17 protein-coding genes are annotated in these 16,708 nt (G+C 56.9%); 11 read left to right on the top strand and 6 right to left on the bottom strand.

Annotation, left to right across the window (positions count from 1 at the left end; genetic code table 11):
• The first annotated feature begins 169 nt into the window (after positions 1–169).
• Both ERD78_RS12910 and yfcF read left to right on the top strand, forming a co-directional pair.
• Positions 170–1,033 carry a DMT family transporter gene (locus ERD78_RS12910; RefSeq protein ID WP_129969745.1) on the top strand — a complete coding sequence of 288 codons (864 nt, stop codon included), beginning with the start codon at positions 170–172 and terminating at the stop codon, positions 1,031–1,033.
• Between the two features lie 88 nt (positions 1,034–1,121).
• Positions 1,122–1,754, top strand: coding sequence for a glutathione transferase (gene yfcF, locus ERD78_RS12905; RefSeq protein WP_129969744.1), 633 nt, complete (start codon positions 1,122–1,124; stop codon positions 1,752–1,754).
• Positions 1,755–1,780: 26 nt separating this feature from the next.
• Here yfcF and ERD78_RS12900 read toward each other — a convergent pair whose 3' ends face one another.
• Together ERD78_RS12900 and ERD78_RS12895 are read right to left on the bottom strand one after the other, a co-directional pair.
• Positions 1,781–2,230, bottom strand: a complete 450-nt coding sequence (locus ERD78_RS12900; protein ID WP_129969743.1) for an NUDIX hydrolase — start codon at positions 2,228–2,230, stop codon at positions 1,781–1,783.
• Positions 2,231–2,274: 44 nt separating this feature from the next.
• Positions 2,275–2,616, bottom strand: a complete 342-nt coding sequence (locus tag ERD78_RS12895) for an SMR family transporter (protein WP_129970115.1) — start codon at positions 2,614–2,616, stop codon at positions 2,275–2,277.
• Positions 2,617–2,713: 97 nt separating this feature from the next.
• Here ERD78_RS12895 and ERD78_RS12890 point away from each other — a divergent pair, with 97 nt between their 5' ends.
• Both ERD78_RS12890 and ERD78_RS12885 read left to right on the top strand, forming a co-directional pair.
• Complete coding sequence (locus ERD78_RS12890) at positions 2,714–3,250, top strand: DUF924 family protein (protein WP_129969742.1); 537 nt, start codon at positions 2,714–2,716, stop codon at positions 3,248–3,250.
• A 93-nt stretch (positions 3,251–3,343) separates the two neighbouring features.
• Positions 3,344–4,246 carry a ChaN family lipoprotein gene (locus tag ERD78_RS12885; RefSeq protein WP_167668933.1) on the top strand — a complete coding sequence of 301 codons (903 nt, stop codon included), beginning with the start codon at positions 3,344–3,346 and terminating at the stop codon, positions 4,244–4,246.
• Here ERD78_RS12885 and ERD78_RS12880 read toward each other — a convergent pair.
• Entirely contained in the window at positions 4,232–5,677 is a 1,446-nt protein-coding gene (locus ERD78_RS12880) for an aminotransferase-like domain-containing protein (protein WP_129969740.1), read from the bottom strand. The two genes, ERD78_RS12885 and ERD78_RS12880, sit on opposite strands and share 15 nt — an antisense overlap.
• 175 nt (positions 5,678–5,852) lie before the next feature.
• Between ERD78_RS12880 and ERD78_RS12875 the strand changes: the two genes are divergently transcribed.
• Positions 5,853–6,713: a DMT family transporter gene (locus tag ERD78_RS12875; protein WP_129969739.1), complete on the top strand. Its 861-nt coding sequence runs from the start codon at positions 5,853–5,855 to the stop codon at positions 6,711–6,713.
• Between the two features lie 19 nt (positions 6,714–6,732).
• On the opposite strand, the gene ERD78_RS12870 is transcribed toward ERD78_RS12875, so the two are convergent.
• Entirely contained in the window at positions 6,733–7,356 is a 624-nt protein-coding gene (locus ERD78_RS12870) for a nitroreductase family protein (RefSeq protein ID WP_129969738.1), read from the bottom strand.
• Between the two features lie 88 nt (positions 7,357–7,444).
• On the opposite strand from ERD78_RS12870, the gene ERD78_RS12865 reads away from it, so the two are divergent.
• Complete coding sequence (locus ERD78_RS12865) at positions 7,445–7,672, top strand: hypothetical protein (protein ID WP_129969737.1); 228 nt, start codon at positions 7,445–7,447, stop codon at positions 7,670–7,672.
• A gap of 44 nt (positions 7,673–7,716) precedes the next feature.
• Here ERD78_RS12865 and ERD78_RS12860 read toward each other — a convergent pair whose 3' ends face one another.
• Positions 7,717–8,328, bottom strand: a complete 612-nt coding sequence (locus ERD78_RS12860) for a Fic/DOC family protein (RefSeq protein ID WP_129969736.1) — start codon at positions 8,326–8,328, stop codon at positions 7,717–7,719.
• A 540-nt stretch (positions 8,329–8,868) separates the two neighbouring features.
• Entirely contained in the window at positions 8,869–10,038 is a 1,170-nt protein-coding gene (locus tag ERD78_RS12855) for a methionine aminotransferase (RefSeq protein WP_129969735.1), read from the bottom strand.
• A gap of 342 nt (positions 10,039–10,380) precedes the next feature.
• On the opposite strand from ERD78_RS12855, the gene ERD78_RS12850 reads away from it, so the two are divergent.
• The 5 genes from ERD78_RS12850 to ERD78_RS12830 all read left to right on the top strand — a co-directional run bounded on the left by ERD78_RS12850 (position 10,381) and on the right by ERD78_RS12830 (position 16,476).
• A complete protein-coding gene (locus tag ERD78_RS12850) occupies positions 10,381–10,587 on the top strand; it encodes a cold-shock protein (RefSeq protein WP_129969734.1) in 207 nt (68 codons plus the stop codon).
• Between the two features lie 1,553 nt (positions 10,588–12,140).
• Positions 12,141–14,057 carry a tRNA uridine-5-carboxymethylaminomethyl(34) synthesis enzyme MnmG gene (gene mnmG, locus ERD78_RS12845; protein ID WP_129969733.1) on the top strand — a complete coding sequence of 639 codons (1,917 nt, stop codon included), beginning with the start codon at positions 12,141–12,143 and terminating at the stop codon, positions 14,055–14,057.
• Positions 14,057–14,713: a 16S rRNA (guanine(527)-N(7))-methyltransferase RsmG gene (gene rsmG, locus ERD78_RS12840; protein ID WP_129969732.1), complete on the top strand. Its 657-nt coding sequence runs from the start codon at positions 14,057–14,059 to the stop codon at positions 14,711–14,713. Before mnmG ends, rsmG begins: the two co-directional genes overlap by 1 nt.
• Positions 14,714–14,715: 2 nt before the next feature.
• The gene (locus ERD78_RS12835) at positions 14,716–15,531 is read left to right on the top strand and encodes a ParA family protein (protein ID WP_129969731.1); all 816 of its coding nucleotides are present in this window, start codon (positions 14,716–14,718) and stop codon (positions 15,529–15,531) included.
• Between the two features lie 30 nt (positions 15,532–15,561).
• Positions 15,562–16,476, top strand: a complete 915-nt coding sequence (locus ERD78_RS12830; protein WP_129969730.1) for a ParB/RepB/Spo0J family partition protein — start codon at positions 15,562–15,564, stop codon at positions 16,474–16,476.
• The last annotated feature ends 232 nt before the right edge of the window (positions 16,477–16,708 follow it).

Raw genomic sequence — 16,708 nt, 5'->3', positions numbered from 1 at the left:
CATCTGTCGCTCCGCCGACGATCGTCTGCGCGCCGCCTGTCGGCGTTGCCGCAGTCGTCGTGGCAGGCTGATCTCCAGCCGGTTTCCTGGCTTCAGTTTCTTTCCATGGGCTTACTGTGCCTGCGGAGGGCTGCTGCCGTTCAAATGCATCGACAGATGAGTAAACATCATGACTTACAAACACACGTCATGGCGCATGGCATCCACCATCGCCCTGTTCGTCCTGCTTTGGGGCAGCGCCCCGCTCTTCACGCGCTGGGGTCTGGACAACGGTTCGCCGCTGGCTTTCCTCGTGCTGCGCTTCTCTCTCGCACTATGCGTGCTGTCCGCCCTGCGCCTGCGTCGCGGTCGCTGGCTGCCAGCGCCGGGCACGCGGCTGCAGGTGGTATTGGCCGGCGCGCTGCTCATAGGCCTTTATTCGTTATGCTATCTGCTGGCCATGGATCACGGCGTAACGCCCGGCGTCATGTCAACGCTGCTGGGTGTGCAGCCCGTACTGACCTTGCTGCTGACAGAGCGCCGCTACTCTCCGTCGCGCCTGGCCGGCCTCCTGCTGGCGCTTGCCGGCCTGGCACTGGTCGTGTGGCAGAGCGTCGTGCTGGCGCGATTTTCGGTCACGGGGATACTGTTGGCGCTGTGTGCACTCGCCTGCATTACCAGCGGATCCTTGTTGCAGAAACGCATTCAGCAGGCGCCGACAGACGTTTTACCGCTGCAATATGTGGTCAGCCTTGTGCTGTCTCTCGTCTGCGCGCCGTTCATGCCTTTCGAGGCAAGCTGGCAACCGGGCTTTGTGATACCGCTGTTGTGGCTGGGGCTAGGCATATCCGTGGCGGCGCAATTGCTGCTGTACCGCATGATACGTGGCGGCAACCTCGTCAATGTCACCAGCCTCTTCTACCTTGTTCCACTGGTGACCGTGCTGCTGGATTTCCTCGTGTTCGGCAATGCCCTGTCCACCTATGGGCTCATCGGCATGGCCGGCATTCTCTGCGGTTTGTGGATGGTGCTAGGCCGGAAAGGAATCATTTAAAATGACGCCAGGGCTCGGGGTGCGTCTTGCGCGACCCGGGCCGCGCCTCGCCTAGCCTCGTCATCAACGTTCGAATACGGAGCATCCGATGAAAGCCAACATCGTGCTGTACGTCGATAGCAACCATGCCAGTCCCTATGCCCTGTCCGCCTATGCAACGCTCATGGAGAAAGGCCTGCTGTTCGATATGGTGGAAACCGACCTGGGTGCCGGCGCGCATCACACTCAGGATTACACGCGCCTGTCGATTACGGCGCGTGTGCCAACCCTGGTTCATGGCGACTTTTCTCTGTCGGAATCGTCGGCCATAGTCGAATACCTGGAAGAGGCTTTCCCGCCGCCACAGTTCCCTTGCGCGCTGCCGCAAGATATCCAGCAGCGCGCCATGGCCAGGCAAATCCAGGCATGGATACGCAGCGACATGGCGGCACTGCGCAGCGAGCGCCCCACGTGGATTTTTCATGGCGAGCGCAGGCCCGCGCCCCTGTCACCGCAGGCCCAACAAGACGCTGACAAGCTTCTGGCGGCAGCCGGCCGGCTTATCGACAACGAAGGCGATCCCTTGTTTGGCGCATGGTGTATTGCCGATACGGATCTGGCGGTCATGCTGAATCGTCTGGTAGCCAATGGCGACAGCGTCCCGGACAAGATTCGCCGCTATGTACACCGCCAATGGGAACGGGCAGGCATGGCCGATTGGTGGCAGATCGGGCAGCGCTAGCACGGACGGAAAGCTCGGGTGTATCTTTATGGCTGCAAGGCCTGCCGGGTTATGTCCATGACCCGGTCACTGAGGTCCCACTGGCCGCTTCCCAGCTCCATTGGCGTGAACCAGCGCGCTTCCAGGGCATCATCGGCCGCCACGGGTTCTCCGGACAGCCAGCGGCATTTAACGGCGATCAGTACATAATGGTGACGCGCCAGCCGGCCCTTTCCCGGCACCAACACATCCACGGAATCCATCGTGTAAAGCGCCTGGCCCCGCACACCGGTTTCTTCCCGCAGCTCCCGCACGACGGCTTCAAAGACGGTTTCACCAAACTCTATCTTTCCTCCCGGAAATCCCCAACGGCCTACATCGGGCGCGTTGCCGCGCCTGACCAGCAATAAATGGCCCTGGCGCTCGACCACTGCGATGACGGCAGCGACCGGTCGCTGTGCGGATATGCTCGCTGATGGTGTCTCAGGTGAAACCATGGGCCTGTCTCCCTGCAAGTCAGATGAGAAGCGCTTGGGCAGCCTCAATGTCCAACGCTTTTTGAGAACAAGTTCAACACGACGACGCCGGCAATGATCAGGCCCATGCCCAGCATGGCGGCGAAATCCAGCGCCTGCCTGTAGACGAACCAGCTGGCCAGCGACACAAGCACGATCCCAACGCCGGACCAGATCGCATAGGCAATGCCCGTGGGCAGTACCCGGAGCGTCAGCGCCAACAGATAGAACGCCAGGGCATAGGACGCGGCTGTAAGCAGGCTCGGCCAGAGCCGCGTGAAGCCTGCGGACGCCTTCAAGGCGGTCGTGCCGATGACCTCGGCAACGATGGCGACGATCAGATAGGTATAGGCGAGAGCAAGCGACATGGAGGAATTATCGCGCATACAGCACGTCATGGCGACAGCTCACAACCATGAGGTATGCTAACAGCGCACGAAGCAAGCCCAAGGAGCTTTTTTCATCATGCAGAACGCAAACAACGTCGTAACCTTCTGGCGCGATGCCGGCCCTGAAAAATGGTTTGAGAAAGACACCGCGTTCGATGCCCGGTTTCGCGCCGACTTTCTGGATCTGCATATGGCGGCCGCCCGCCGGGAACTGGAAGACTGGCTGGAAAGCCCGGAAGGGGCGCTGGCCCTCATGATTCTCCTCGACCAGTTCCCACGCAATGCCTTTCGCGGCACGGGTCATATGTATGCCACGGATCCTCTTGCCCGCCGCTACGCGCGCATCCTGCTTGATGCGGACCTGGACGGCCAGCTGCCGCTGGAGCTGCGTGTATTCTGCTACCTTCCCTTGTCGCATTCCGAGAATATGGAAGATCAGCACAGGGCCCTGGCACTGAATCAACGCATCGGCGACCCTTGGCTGCACCATGCGCGAGAACATCTACGCATCATTGAACTGTTCGGCCGCTTTCCCCACCGCAATGCGATACTCGGGCGCGACACCACGCCGCAAGAGCAAGCCTTTCTCGACGATGGTGGATTCGCTGGCTGACGGAGCCTGTACAGGCTGGCCGAGCACGCAACGTCGCCGTGCCCGCGCCACGTTGCCGCAAACCCGCGCGACAGGTCCCGAATGGAGTTCTCAATGAATACGCTTGGCCGCACCCCGTTCCGTATGCAGCTCGGCATGACGCCAGCCGCGCTATTGACCGCGTGCTCAATGTCCTCGCCTTCCAACGCCGTCGCGGATGCTGGCGGCAAGGCCTCTTCATTGGCGCAGCTTCTGCCGCAACATCAGGTGGTGTTGCTCGGCGAAGTGCATGATAATCCAGACGGGCACCGCCTGCGCTGGCAGGCCATGGAGATTGCCATTAAGAACGGTTGGCGTCCCGCTATTGTCATGGAACAATTTGACCGCGAGCATCAGGCGCAGCTCAGTGCGGCCATGCAGTCTTGCCAGGACGCGGATTGCGTCATTCGAACCGCAGCACCCGGGAAGAGCCATTGGCATTGGGATTACTACAAGCCCGTCATTTCCCTGGCTCTCCAATACCACTTGCCGCTCTGGGCCGCCAATCTGTCACGCAAGGATGCCGGGCGCGTCATGCGGGGCGGCCTTTCGGCAGTATTCGATCAACAAACGATAGCCGCCCTTGGCCTGTCGCATGGGCCCGATCCCGCGCTGCTTCAAGGCCAGATTGACGAGGTGGTGCAGTCGCACTGCGGCATGCTTCCCAAGAGCCTGCACGAGGGCATGGCGACCGCGCAGATCGCGCGCGATGCCGTCATGAGCGGTATCGTGCGCAAGGCAGCGCGCAATGGAACGGGTGCGGGCAAGCCCCTGCAGCCTGTGGCCCTGCTTGCCGGAAACGGTCATGTTCGCCGCGACCTGGGCGTGCCGCGCATGCTGACCGGCATGGACAGCCTTTCGGTCGGCATTACTGAAGCGCCTGCAACAACCATGGCGTACGATCGCAATTTTGTTGTGCCCACCGCCGACCGAACAGACCCGTGCGCTGGCATCAGCGGCAAATCATTCCGCCATTGATTCCTGCTGCGTCTTTCTGCGGCCTGGCTTGACCAGCAGGTCCGCAAGAACACTGTATAAACGCCTGTCCTGCGATTGCGCCACATTGAAGCGCAGAAAATTGGCCGCCGAGCCAGACATGCTGAATACATTGCCGGGCGCCAGCACAATATCCCTGGCAAGCGCGGCGCGCGCAATCTCGGTGGCGTTCATGCCTCGCGGCAGCTCGCACCATAGAAACATGCCCGCGCGCGGCATGATCCATGGCTTCATGCCCAGGCGTCGCAGGTTTGCAGCAACCGGGCCCATGGCGCGCGCCAACCTGTTGCGCAGGGTTTCGCAATGGCGCCGGTAGCTGCCGTCGTTCAGCATGCGATACACAAGCAATGCCGACATGCGGCTGCCGCCAAAAGTGGTTGCGATCTTGAGATCGGAGAGCGCGGCAATCCAATCCGGCCGTGCGGCAATATAGCCGCAGCGTACAGATGCGGACAGCATTTTTGAAAAACTGCTGATATGCACGACATGTTTCAACCCGTCGAATGCCGCCAACCGCGTTGCGTGATCTCTCTCGAAATCGGCGAATACGTCGTCCTCAACAATGGTAAGCGCATGCTGCTCGGCCAGGCGCAGCACCTGATGCGCAACCGCCGGCGCAAGACTTGAACCTGTGGGATTGTGCAGCACGGAATTAGTCAGATAAAGACGCGGCGCGTGCTCGCGCAAAACGCGCTCGAAAGATGCAATGTCCGGCCCGTTGGGCGTGTAAGGCACGCTCACCACTTTGGCGCGATGTGCGCGCAATAGGGCATGGAAATTGTAATAACAAGGATCATCCACCAGTACCGTATCGCCCGCTTCGATCAGAAAACGGCAGACGAGGTCCAGCGCCTGCGTGCCCGAGTCGGTGAGCAGTATCTGATCGGGACTCGCTTCAAGGGAAAAATCGGCAAGACGGCGGGCTATCCACTGCCGCAGATTTCCCAGGCCCAATGGGGAGGCATAGTCGGCCAACTCCGTCGCGTCGGATCGCGCAATAGACCGCAAGGCGCGCCGCAGGCTGTCCTGCGCCAGCCACTCTGGCGGCAGCCAGCCGCAGCCCGGCTTGAGCAGCCCGCCTCCTCCGGCCAGGGCCTGGTGCGCCACCCAGAACGGATCGACTTCACGATCAAGCCTGGGGCCGATATCCGCTAGGGATAAAGGCTGTGGCATTGGACAGACATAGAATCCGGAACCTTGCCGTGCACGGATCAATCCTTCAGCCGCCAAGCGGTCGTAAGCTTCTATGACCGTTGACCGCGAAACAGCCATGGCCTCGGCCAGGCCTCGAATAGAGGGCAACCGCATGCCGACAGCCAGTTGCCGCGTGGCAATGTGCTGCTTGATATGTCCGGCGACCTGGGCAGTGAGGGTGTGACTGGGCTCACCGCGTATCGGCAATTTGAAGGCCATATGTGTACTTGAATTTATACCGGTACAGTTTCATCAGATTGTACATATATTGTGTATGTACACACTATCCTCCGGTTTGCACAATAAGTACATCCACACTTGTCCGCAGGGAAGCACACCGCCCCCGGATTTTCAATGACTGACTGCGCATGGCCCGCGGTTACCGGAGCATCTGATGAATAAATCCGCCAGTGCGTGGATACACGGCATGATCGGCGTCACTATTTTCAGCGGGTCGCTTCCCGCCACGCGGGTCGCCATCACCGGCTTTGATCCTGTATTCCTGACCGCTGCTCGTGCGGCCATTGCCGGATTGCTCGGTATTGCGCTGTTGGTATTTTTGCGGGCGCGCCGGCCAAAGATGAAAGACCTTGCCTCGCTGACTGTGGTTGCGCTTGGCGTGGTAGTGGGCTTTCCCCTCTTCTCGGCATTCGCACTGGAGTCCATCACGGCGGCCCGCTCCCTGGTGTTTGTCGGCTTGCTGCCGCTGGCCACGGCGTTCTTCGGCGTCCTGCGCGCGGGAGAAAGGCCCAAACCGCTGTTCTGGTGTTTCACCATACTGGGCAGCTTGTGCGTAGTGGCTTTTGCGCTGACTCAACATGCCGAAGGCACGCTTCGGGGAGACCTGCTCATGCTGGCGGCTATCATTACGTGCGGCTACGGCTATGCTGAAGGCGGCCGCCTGGCGCGCGATTTTGCCGGCTGGCAAGTCATTTCCTGGGCATTGGCTCTTTCCCTGCCTGTCATGCTGGGGTTGAGCGTCGCCTGGCGCCCCGCGACATGGCAAGGTATACAGTCAGCGGCTTGGCTCGGGCTGATCTATGTATCGGTGTTCAGCATGCTGGTCGGCTTTTTCTTCTGGTATCACGGGCTGGCACGCGGCGGTATCGCTTCGGTTGGTCAATTACAGCTGCTGCAGCCCTTTCTCGGCTTGATGCTTGCCGCGCTCATACTGCACGAGCACGTCGACTGGACAATGATCCTGCCCACCGCCGGTGTCGTAATCTGTGTTGCCGCAGCGCGCCGCTTTGCCTGACAAACAGGTCAACATCGCATCAAGATTGGTTTGCCGGCAGACCCATACAGTAAAGACACACTATCGCGTCGCCTTTCGGCAAGGCCAGCACCTGTGCCGTACGGGCCTCATCAAGCCCCATAACCAGGACGCCGCCCAGGCCCTGCGCAGCGGCACACAGAGACATATTCTGTACTGCCGCACCGGCCTCCACGTCCACGTAGCGCGCTCCGCGCAACCCATCCGCCTGCTGGCCGCTGAAATGGGCCAAGGCCTCATCCGTTCGCGCCGCCACCACCGCAATCGCCGGCGCCTCCTCCAGACATGCGTCGTCGGCCAATGACGCGGACAGCAGCGCACCAACAGGCGGCGCATCGGCCAGCTTGACGTGACCACCCGATGATTCCGTATCGACCCGATACAACCCACGCTCCAGCCCTGCTACGCGGCGCGAGAGCAAGTACAGTCTAAGTGGATACAGCGCGTGAGCGGACGGCGTGTAACGGCCCGCATCATCGTGCCTTCGCCCCTGCGCACTGCGCATTATCATGTCAACCGCCCGCAAGGGAACGGGCATTGATGCGTAGCGCCGGCAACTTGCGCGCTGCTCGAAGAGCTTTTGCAAGGCTGCCTCTAGATCGGTGTAATGCTGAATCGTATCCATATGGCTGTTTTCCCCTGTAATACATACAAGAAGCTGGAATGGCTGCTTTCCTGTGGTTTCAGGGTAACAAACAAGGCCGGGGCAGACTGTGAAACTTCTTAATCGAGTGCGCAAAGACTATAATCGAAACGTGGAAAATCCAATTCATTCAATGAACATTCAACCCGCTGGCACAGAAATGTCCCTCCAGATGCGCATCATTCGTGCAGTGGCCAGTTCCACTGCCATCGAAACGGGCCAGCCTGTCAAAGAACTCGAAGCTTTTCTCAAAGCGCAAACCAGCAAGTTCCAGCAACTCTCGTTGGCCGCTGCCTGAACCATCCGCTGGTTGTGCCGCTCTCTATCGGCACAGCCTTGTTGTCAGCTTCGCAAGGCTTTCTCCACCCAGGATTTCATGGGCTCGTAATTGCGGCCCAGCCCATGCTGTATGGCCGCTATGTAGGCATCCCGGTTGGACTCCCAGCAACTGTAATCCAGCGGACCCCGGCCTGACTGCCCCGCCATCACATCTGCCAGCAGGCGCGATATGCGTCCGTTTCCCTCTCTGAACGGGTGTATCAGAATAAACTCGACGTGGGTGACGGCAATGGCTTCCTGAACCTGCTCGACGTCCATATTGATGCACGGTGTGTAACGCGCCAGACAGGCATCGAACTCCGACATAAGACGCGGCACCTGCGCCGAAGGCGCAAATGGAAAACCGCCCTTGCTCATATTCACTGTGCGAGGCTGGCCAGCCCAACTGTATACATTTCCCAGCCAGCGCCTATGCCAGGTGCGTAACAGACTCATCGTTATGCGCCCTGCGGGCAGACGTCCCAACACGGCCTCGTAGAGTTTCTGCAGCAGCACAAGCTCGGCTTCATCCATTTCCGACGGCAAGATTATGCCAACCTTGTTCGCCAGCACTTTGTCGTCGGAACCCGGCTGAAACATGCCTTGCGAGCCAGCCACATCGTATCGTGTATTCATCGCGTCCTCCGATACCCGCGACACTCCCCGCCTTCAAATCGCTGCCGCTTCCAAGCCCGTCAGGGGCGCCTCCATACACCGCAGCCACGAAGCCAATCTTTGCAGCAAATGCGGTACGGCTGCAGAGCAGGTTACATATAGTTTCAAAATAAATTTTCACTGGTGCCGTGACAACGACTGTGGATAACTACTGTAGACAGCGACTGTGAATAGCCTGTTGATGAGCTATGGATAAGGAAACATTTCAATGTAGCAGCGAAAGTTGTCCCCAAACCATCCGTCAATTAAACCTTGGTTATGCCCATCCAACTCCAGCGCACAATCAATTGATATCCAAGAGAATTTTTCAGTTATGCCACTTATCCACAGACACCCATCATTACCAATCTTTTGATATAAGAACAGTTATTAAAAACCTCTGGATTTCCAGCCCCAGGGCCTTTGGCCAGATTGCCACGTCTGGGGCTATACTGCATCGCGTCGGCACAGACATGCCGGACAAGTCGACGACGAACTTGCAAATGCCATGCCGCAGGCCCTTCAAGCACCGGCGAGCTTTTCAATGGCGGTATTCAGGGTGTCGTCACGTTTGGCAAAACAGAAGCGAACCAGGCGGTGATTGGACTCGGTAGCGGCAGGATCCCGGTAAAAGGCGGATACCGGAATCGCGCCAACACCGTGTTCGATTGTCAGCCATCGTGCGAATTCGGCTTCCGGCATGTCTGAAATCTGGCTGTAGTCGGCAAGCAGAAAGAAGGTGCCATTTGCCGGAAGCGGTTTGAATCGGGTGGTCAAAAGGCCCTTGACAAGGCGGTCGCGCTTTTGTTGATAAAAGGCGGGCAAATCCTGCCAATGGGTTCGGTCTTGCATATATTGCGCAAGCGCGAATTGCATGGGAGAAGTCACAGTGAATACATTGAATTGATGTACTTTCCGGATCTCGGCGGTAATCGGAGCAGGCGCACAGCAATAGCCTATTTTCCATCCGGTCGCGCTGTATGTTTTGCCGAAAGAAAATACAGTAATGGCATGATCGGCCAATATAGGACTGCAGGAAAGACTCAGATGCCCCTCTCCATCAAACACCAGATGCTCATAAACTTCATCCGAAAGCAAAAGAATGCCTGTTTTCTGGATAATGGTTTCCAGCGCGGCCAGGTCGCTTTCCTGTAGACGGATACCAGTCGGATTATGGGGAAAATTGAGAATCAGCATGCGCGTTTTGGGTGTAACGGCATCCTGGACAGCCTGCCAATTCACGCGATATGACGGGCAGGACGCAGATGGCGCATCCATGGCGACAATTACCGGCGTACCACCAGCCAGGCGAATGACGGGTATATACAGGTCATAAAAAGGCTCGATGACGATCACCTCATCGCCGGCACCCACCAAGGCAAGAATGCTTGCCATCAAGGCTTCGCTGGCGCCAGCGGTCACTGTGACTTCTGTATTCCAGTCATAGTGATGCCCATAACTGCTTTCCATTTTTGAAGCGATTTGCTGGCGCAGCGCAGGTATGCCAGCCATGGGAGGATATTGGTTATGGCCGTCAAGCATGGCTTTGTTTACCAACTCCAACAACTGCCCCGGGGGATTGAAATCCGGAAAGCCTTGACCAAGATTGATGGCTTCATGCTCGGTGGCCAGTTGGCTCATTATTGTGAATATGGTTGTGCCTATTTCCGGCAGTTTTGACTTGAGTTTCATTTCTCGATTATCTGATTGCTGATTTGATTATTTATTGCCCCCGGAATAATGATGAGGCAATTCAACTTTATCCCTTCAATTATCCGCGTTGGTAAATGCGGCCTGAAGCGACTATATATATGACGGCAAAATACCACACTGGGGTAAATATTCATTTGATAATCCACTTGGGCGTGGTTATGCTCATATGTGCAGTTTTAATCAAGTAGTCGCAGGTTTCGCGGGTGGCGGTATATTGAATTTTGGCTGATGGATATCGGCGGAATTTAATGCGGTCTGTTTCGTTTCGTGTCGGCGTTCTTGGTTATACGCATATTTTTATATTTTTAGGACGCTAGGCATATGGCTCAGAAGGGCAAAGTTAAATGGTTCAATGCGGATAAGGGCTTCGGCTTTATTACTCCGGATGAAGGTGGTAGCGATGTGTTTGCACACTTTTCGGCAATCGAGGGCCGCGGGTATCGCAGCCTGAACGAAGGTCAGGAAGTGGAGTATGAAGTGAAAGACGGCCCTAAGGGCCCTCAGGCGGCGGAGATTCGTCCTTTATAAGACACCCTATAGTTTGATCTGAAGACGCCTGCAGGTAACTGCAGGCGTTTTTTGTTAGCGCGAGATCAAGATAATGCTGGGCTCATAGTGCTGTATTGCGGAAAAGTTATCCCTGGCTTTCCACAGATTATCCCTACGCTATCTACAGGCTTATGCACGAAGTTATCCACAGCTTGGTTAGGGCCGCGTTAGAAATACCGCAAGCTGCGTTGACAAGAGTTTAATTGAATACTTTAAGCAACAGCTTCTTGGCACGCTAAGGATGGTTTCACGTGGAACAATTTGATCGTTCATATTCATCTATCGGGAACTGACTGTGCGCGGCTCTGCTTAGTGCAGTTGGGATAATGTCGAACTAATCAAAGCAGGTTACCTATGTCTGTGTCCGGAAAGGGGCTGGGTTAGCTTAATGAGTCGTGGCTTTTACAGAAATGAGGTGCCATCGAAAAAACACTGGCGCTATAAGTAAACGATGCTAGCAGGATAGCTACGAGAAGTAGTGGCTTTTCGAGTTACGCGGGTGGCGGGAAACGTATGTACAGACCACGTTGTAGGCACGGTCCAGACTTGCGACAGCAACCCCACTGCCTATGGGCTGTGAGAGTGCGTCTTGGTTTGAGAGTGCGGCCGGTACATTTCTTCCAAGCCGCTTTCTGTTGATCTGTTCCATCTTATTGGTTTCCAACTGATAAATACCATGGATTAGTGGTACCCAACTGAGCTACTAATAAGGCCTTGTATGCTGGCAGATGGATGTCGCTGAAACTGCAGATGAGCAATGCTCTTATTAAGGGGCAGATAGCGATAGCGTGTCGCGGCAATGTTTACTGGGGGTATGGCTATTAGCCCACAAGGTTCCTACAGGGTGAGCAATAGGAGATTGTTCCACGTGAAACAATGCTATTTACTTGGGGCGGGCCGGTTAAAGAAGTGTGTTGTTGACGTCAATAGGTCGAGCAAACTGACAAGGTATTTGGCGTAATTTACCCCGGAGCGACAATGTGTGGCACCGTTCTCGCTAGCAAGGCTATTTTTCTCAGAAAATTGGGGCAGCATTTCTCTTAGCAAATGTTCCGCTATATGTGCTTGGTATGCATTTGGAAGCCCGTTGGCTTTGGTAGCATGGCTATGCGCCGTGTGGACGGCACTTTGTGACGTCAATAGTAATGTTTCACGTGAAACAGTGTAGCCATACGCAAGCATTGTGGGAAATCTCACTTACCTGTTAAAGCGATATGCTCCCCATTGGACATCAATTGACTTGAAAACGCCTTATGGCTGAGAGGAAAATCCGATAATGGAAGTGCGTGGGTTCCATTACAAGTGGAAAAGTAGCATGCCCTCCTTCTTTCTAAATGAGATAGATGCCGACGAGAAGATGAGTTCGAGGTGTACACGCGTCAGATTTCACCTCCCATTTCATGCGGCTGGAGTAAGTGCGGTTCGCGGTATAAATAAGCAATGCATTGAACGTCAGTTGTTTGTTTCACGTGAAACATTAGATCGCACGACGTATAATTGAACATTGCACATTTCCTCGCTGAAGCGATTCAATGATTTACCCTGACGAATTCGACGTCATTGTGGTCGGCGGCGGACACGCGGGCACAGAAGCCGCCTTGGCTGCTGCACGTATTGGCGTGCGCACCCTGCTCCTGACACACAACATGGAAACCCTGGGACAGATGTCCTGCAATCCCTCCATAGGCGGGATAGGAAAGGGCCATCTCGTCAAAGAGGTGGATGCCCTGGGCGGCGCCATGGCGCTAGCCACAGATCATGCAGGCATACAGTTTCGTATATTGAACCGGTCAAAAGGGCCTGCCGTGCGAGCTACGCGCGCACAGGCGGATCGTTCCCTATATAGGAAGGCCATCCGCACCGTTCTACAGAATCAGCAGAATCTGACTATCTTTCAGCAGGCGGTGGATGATCTGCTGCTCGAGGGCGACCGTGTTGTAGGCGCACGTACACAGATTGGGTTGAGCTTTCGCGCGCGCGCAGTTGTGCTGACTGCCGGTACTTTTTTGAATGGCTTGATTCACGTTGGACTGGATCATTATTCCGGAGGGCGAGCGGGAGATCCACCTGCCATCAGTCTTGGACAGCGCCTCAAGGAGCTAAAGCTTCCGCAAGGGCGCCTGAAGACGGGGACGCCACCTCGAATTGATGCACGCACCATCGATTTCAGTAAAACGGAAATGCAGCCAGGGGACAGCAATCCCGTTCCAGTATTCTCAGTGCTTGGGGCGGCATCCATGCATCCTGAACAGCTGCCTTGCTGGATTACCCAGACGAATGCCCGTACGCACGAGATCATTAAGGCGGGGCTTGATCGTTCGCCCATGTACAGCGATGCAGGCACGATCGAAGGCATAGGCCCGCGTTACTGCCCGTCTATAGAGGATAAGATCCACCGCTTCGCCGACAAAAGCAGCCACCAGATATTCCTGGAGCCCGAGGGCCTGACGACGCGGGAGATTTACCCCAACGGCGTTTCCACCAGCTTGCCATTCGATGTGCAGCTTGCCATGCTGCGGTCAATTCGTGGACTGGAAAATGCCGTGATCATGCGTCCGGGATATGCAATCGAGTATGACTATTTCGATCCACGTGAATTGCATGCCACGCTTGAGACCCGGGCAATAAGCGGCTTGTTCTTTGCGGGGCAGATCAACGGTACAACGGGCTACGAAGAGGCGGCGGCGCAAGGCTTGCTGGCGGGGCTGAACGCCGCGCGGCGCGTGCAGGGCGAAGAAGGCTGGACGCCTGGGCGCGGCGATGCGTACATGGGTGTGCTGGTGGATGACTTAATCACGCGCGGCGTGACAGAGCCATATCGAATGTTTACGTCACGGGCGGAATACAGACTGAGTCTGAGAGAAGACAATGCGGACATGCGTCTTACTGAAATAGGACGGAAGCTGGGTCTGGTCGGCGATAGGCAGTGGGATAGGTTCAACCGGAAACGTGATGCGGTGGCCGCGGAGATAGAACGCCTGAAGTCCACCTGGGTTCACCCACGCACGTTCGATGACAGCACGTCTGTACGTTTGTTTGGCAAGCCTTTGGAACGAGACTATTCCTTGCTCGATTTGTTGAAGCGTCCTCAGCTTGACTACGAAACGCTGATAAGCCTGGAGTCGTCCGACGGCCAGCGAGTCGCTGCGCCAGGCCTGGAAGACAAAGTGGCATCCGAGCAGGTGGAAATTCAGGTCAAGTACGCAGGCTATGTGGCCAAGCAGATGGAAGAAGTGCAACGCCAGGCATCGCAGGCATCGCAGGTGATTCCCAATGATCTCGACTACGATGCCATTACAAGCCTGTCATTCGAAGTGCGGCAGCGTCTCAAGGCAAGCAGGCCCGAGACCATAGGCCAGGCCAGCCGGGTTTCTGGTGTGACGCCTGCGGCCATCTCACTGTTGCTCATCCATATAAAGCGGATGCAATACCGAAATCGGGCCGCCTGATGGGGGATGAGAGTTATCTCTCCCGCATTGTGGATGCGGGCCAGGCCATGGGCCTGTCTATTGACAATCTCCAGGCCGAAGCCATGCAGACGTATGTGGGGCAGTTGCACAAATGGAATCGCACCTATAACCTGACGGCAATTCGCCAGCCGGGGCAGATGCTTGTGCAGCATGTCTTCGACAGCCTGTCGATTTTGCCATCATTGGATAAAATGCTGTATAAAAAAACAGTATCTGTCATGGATATTGGTGCGGGAGCCGGCCTGCCCGGACTCATCCTGGCCATCATGCGACCGTCGTGGCAGGTCACCTGTGTCGATGCGGTGGAAAAGAAAATAGCCTTCATACGTCAGATGGCGGGCGTTTTAGCCCTGCCCAATCTCCATGCCACACATGGGCGGGTAGAATCGCTGGAGTCTGGTAATGCAGATCTCGTCATTTCGCGCGCGTTTGCCGCGTTGGCGGACTTTGCCGGACTTGCGGGGCGCCATGTGCGTCCACAAGGGTGGCTGGTTGCCATGAAAGGGCACCAGCCTTCGGAAGAAGCCACTGCGCTCGAGCAGCTCACCGATTGGCGCATAGATCATGTACAGGCATTGCATGTACCGGAACTGGACGCGCAGCGTTGCCTGGTCTGGATGAGTCGCAAAGGATAACCATGAACGCCAACAATACCGCCAGCATCTTTTGCATTACCAACCAGAAGGGTGGCGTCGGCAAGACGACCACGGCCATCAATCTGGCTGCAGCCCTGGCGGCGCTGGACAAGCGGGTGCTGCTGATCGACCTGGACCCTCAGGGAAATGCCACGATGGGCAGCGGGGTCGACAAGAACGCGGCCGATGTCAATCTATACCAGGTATTGCTCGGTGAGGCGGGCATAGCGCAAGCGCGTGTGAAGTCCGAGGCTGGCGGTTACGATGTGCTGCCCTCGAACCGCGAGCTGTCAGGCGCAGAAATCGACCTGATCGAAATGGATGATCGCGAACGCCAGCTGAAGAACGCGATAGCCCAGATTGCCGACGACTACGATTTTGTGCTGATAGACTGCCCTCCGACCCTGTCGCTGCTCACATTGAACGGCTTGTCGTCGGCCCATGGCGTCATCATACCCATGCAGTGCGAATATTTTGCCTTGGAAGGCCTCTCGGATCTCGTCAATACGATCAAACGAGTCTACAACAATCTCAATCCGGACTTGCGTCTGATAGGCCTGCTGCGCGTCATGTTCGATGCGCGCGTCACGTTGCAGCAGCAGGTCTCCGCTCAAATCGTATCGCATTTCGGCGATCGGGTTTTTGAAACCATAGTGCCGCGCAATGTGCGGCTGGCGGAGGCGCCCAGTCATGGCCTTCCGGGTATTGTGTACGACAAGAGCTCACGAGGCGCCAAAGCTTATGTGGAGTTCGGCAACGAACTCATACGTCGGGTCAAGAAGGAAGCGTTGCGCCTGCAGGCACGTCCGCGCATCTGAATCTGATAGATACTGGAACAGGAAATCGATATGGCTACGAAGAAACCCAAAGGCCTTGGCCGTGGATTGGACGCATTGCTGGGCAAGGATGCGGGTGTGATCGGCACCCTGGGGAATGCGCCGGAAGAAAAGCAGCCTTCCTCTCTGCGCATCGACGCCCTGAAAGCGGGAAAATACCAGCCCCGCACGCGCATGGACGAAGGCGCGCTTGCGGAACTGGCTGACTCGATCCGGGCCCAGGGAATCATGCAGCCTATTCTTGTTCGGCCGCTTGGCGGCAGGGCGGCCGGCAAGTACGAGATCATAGCGGGCGAGCGGCGTTTCCGCGCAGCCCAGCTCGCCGGGCTGGCCGAGGTCCCCGTGCTCGTGCGAGAAGTGGCCGACGAAAACGCCGCCATCATGGCGCTCATAGAAAACATCCAGCGTGAAGACCTGAATCCGCTTGAAGAGGCGCATGGCGTTCGCCGCCTTCTGGACGAGTTCAACCTGACCCATGAGCAGGCGGCCCAGGCCATAGGGCGTTCCCGATCGGCCACCAGCAATCTGCTGCGGCTGATCAATCTGGCCGAGCCGGTGCAGACCATGCTGCTGGCGGGCGACATCGATATGGGCCATGCCCGCGCGCTGCTGGCGGCGGATGCCGCCAGCCAGATTCTGCTGGCCAATGAAATTGTGGCGCGCAGACTGTCGGTGCGCGAGGCCGAGAAGCTTGTGGCGCGCAGCCAGCAAGAGGCCGGTCAGGCGGCTTCCCCTGCGCGCAAGCACGCAGCCAAGTCGGGCGACGCCAAGCGCCTCGAGGACGCCCTGTCCGACCATCTTGGCACACGCGTTACGCTGAAGATGGGCGCACGCAATAAAGGCCAGATGCTCATAGATTTTCACGGCTGGGATCATCTCAATGCATTGCTCGAGCGACAGGGCATGGCCGGCCTGCTGGAAAGTTGACGTCAAACCAGGGTTAACCCCAATAGGGATTGCCCCAATATTTCCGCGCGCCATGCTAGCATCCGGCACTGAATAATCTTCAGTGCCCGGCACGCAGGCGGCGTTTTGCCGCCGGACGTACATGGACGCCCCCGTTTGTCAAGCTTCCAGACGTAATGACGAGGAAGGAAGATTGCACCCGTACATTCGGACTTTGCTTGCAAGCTGAGCTTGCTGTCCCTGATGGGTTTTG

It is taken from the genome of Allopusillimonas soli (assembly GCF_004153445.1).
In the GTDB taxonomy this organism is placed as follows: Bacteria; Pseudomonadota; Gammaproteobacteria; order Burkholderiales; family Burkholderiaceae_B; genus Allopusillimonas; species Allopusillimonas soli.
This window is presented reverse-complemented; position numbering and strand designations above follow the sequence as displayed.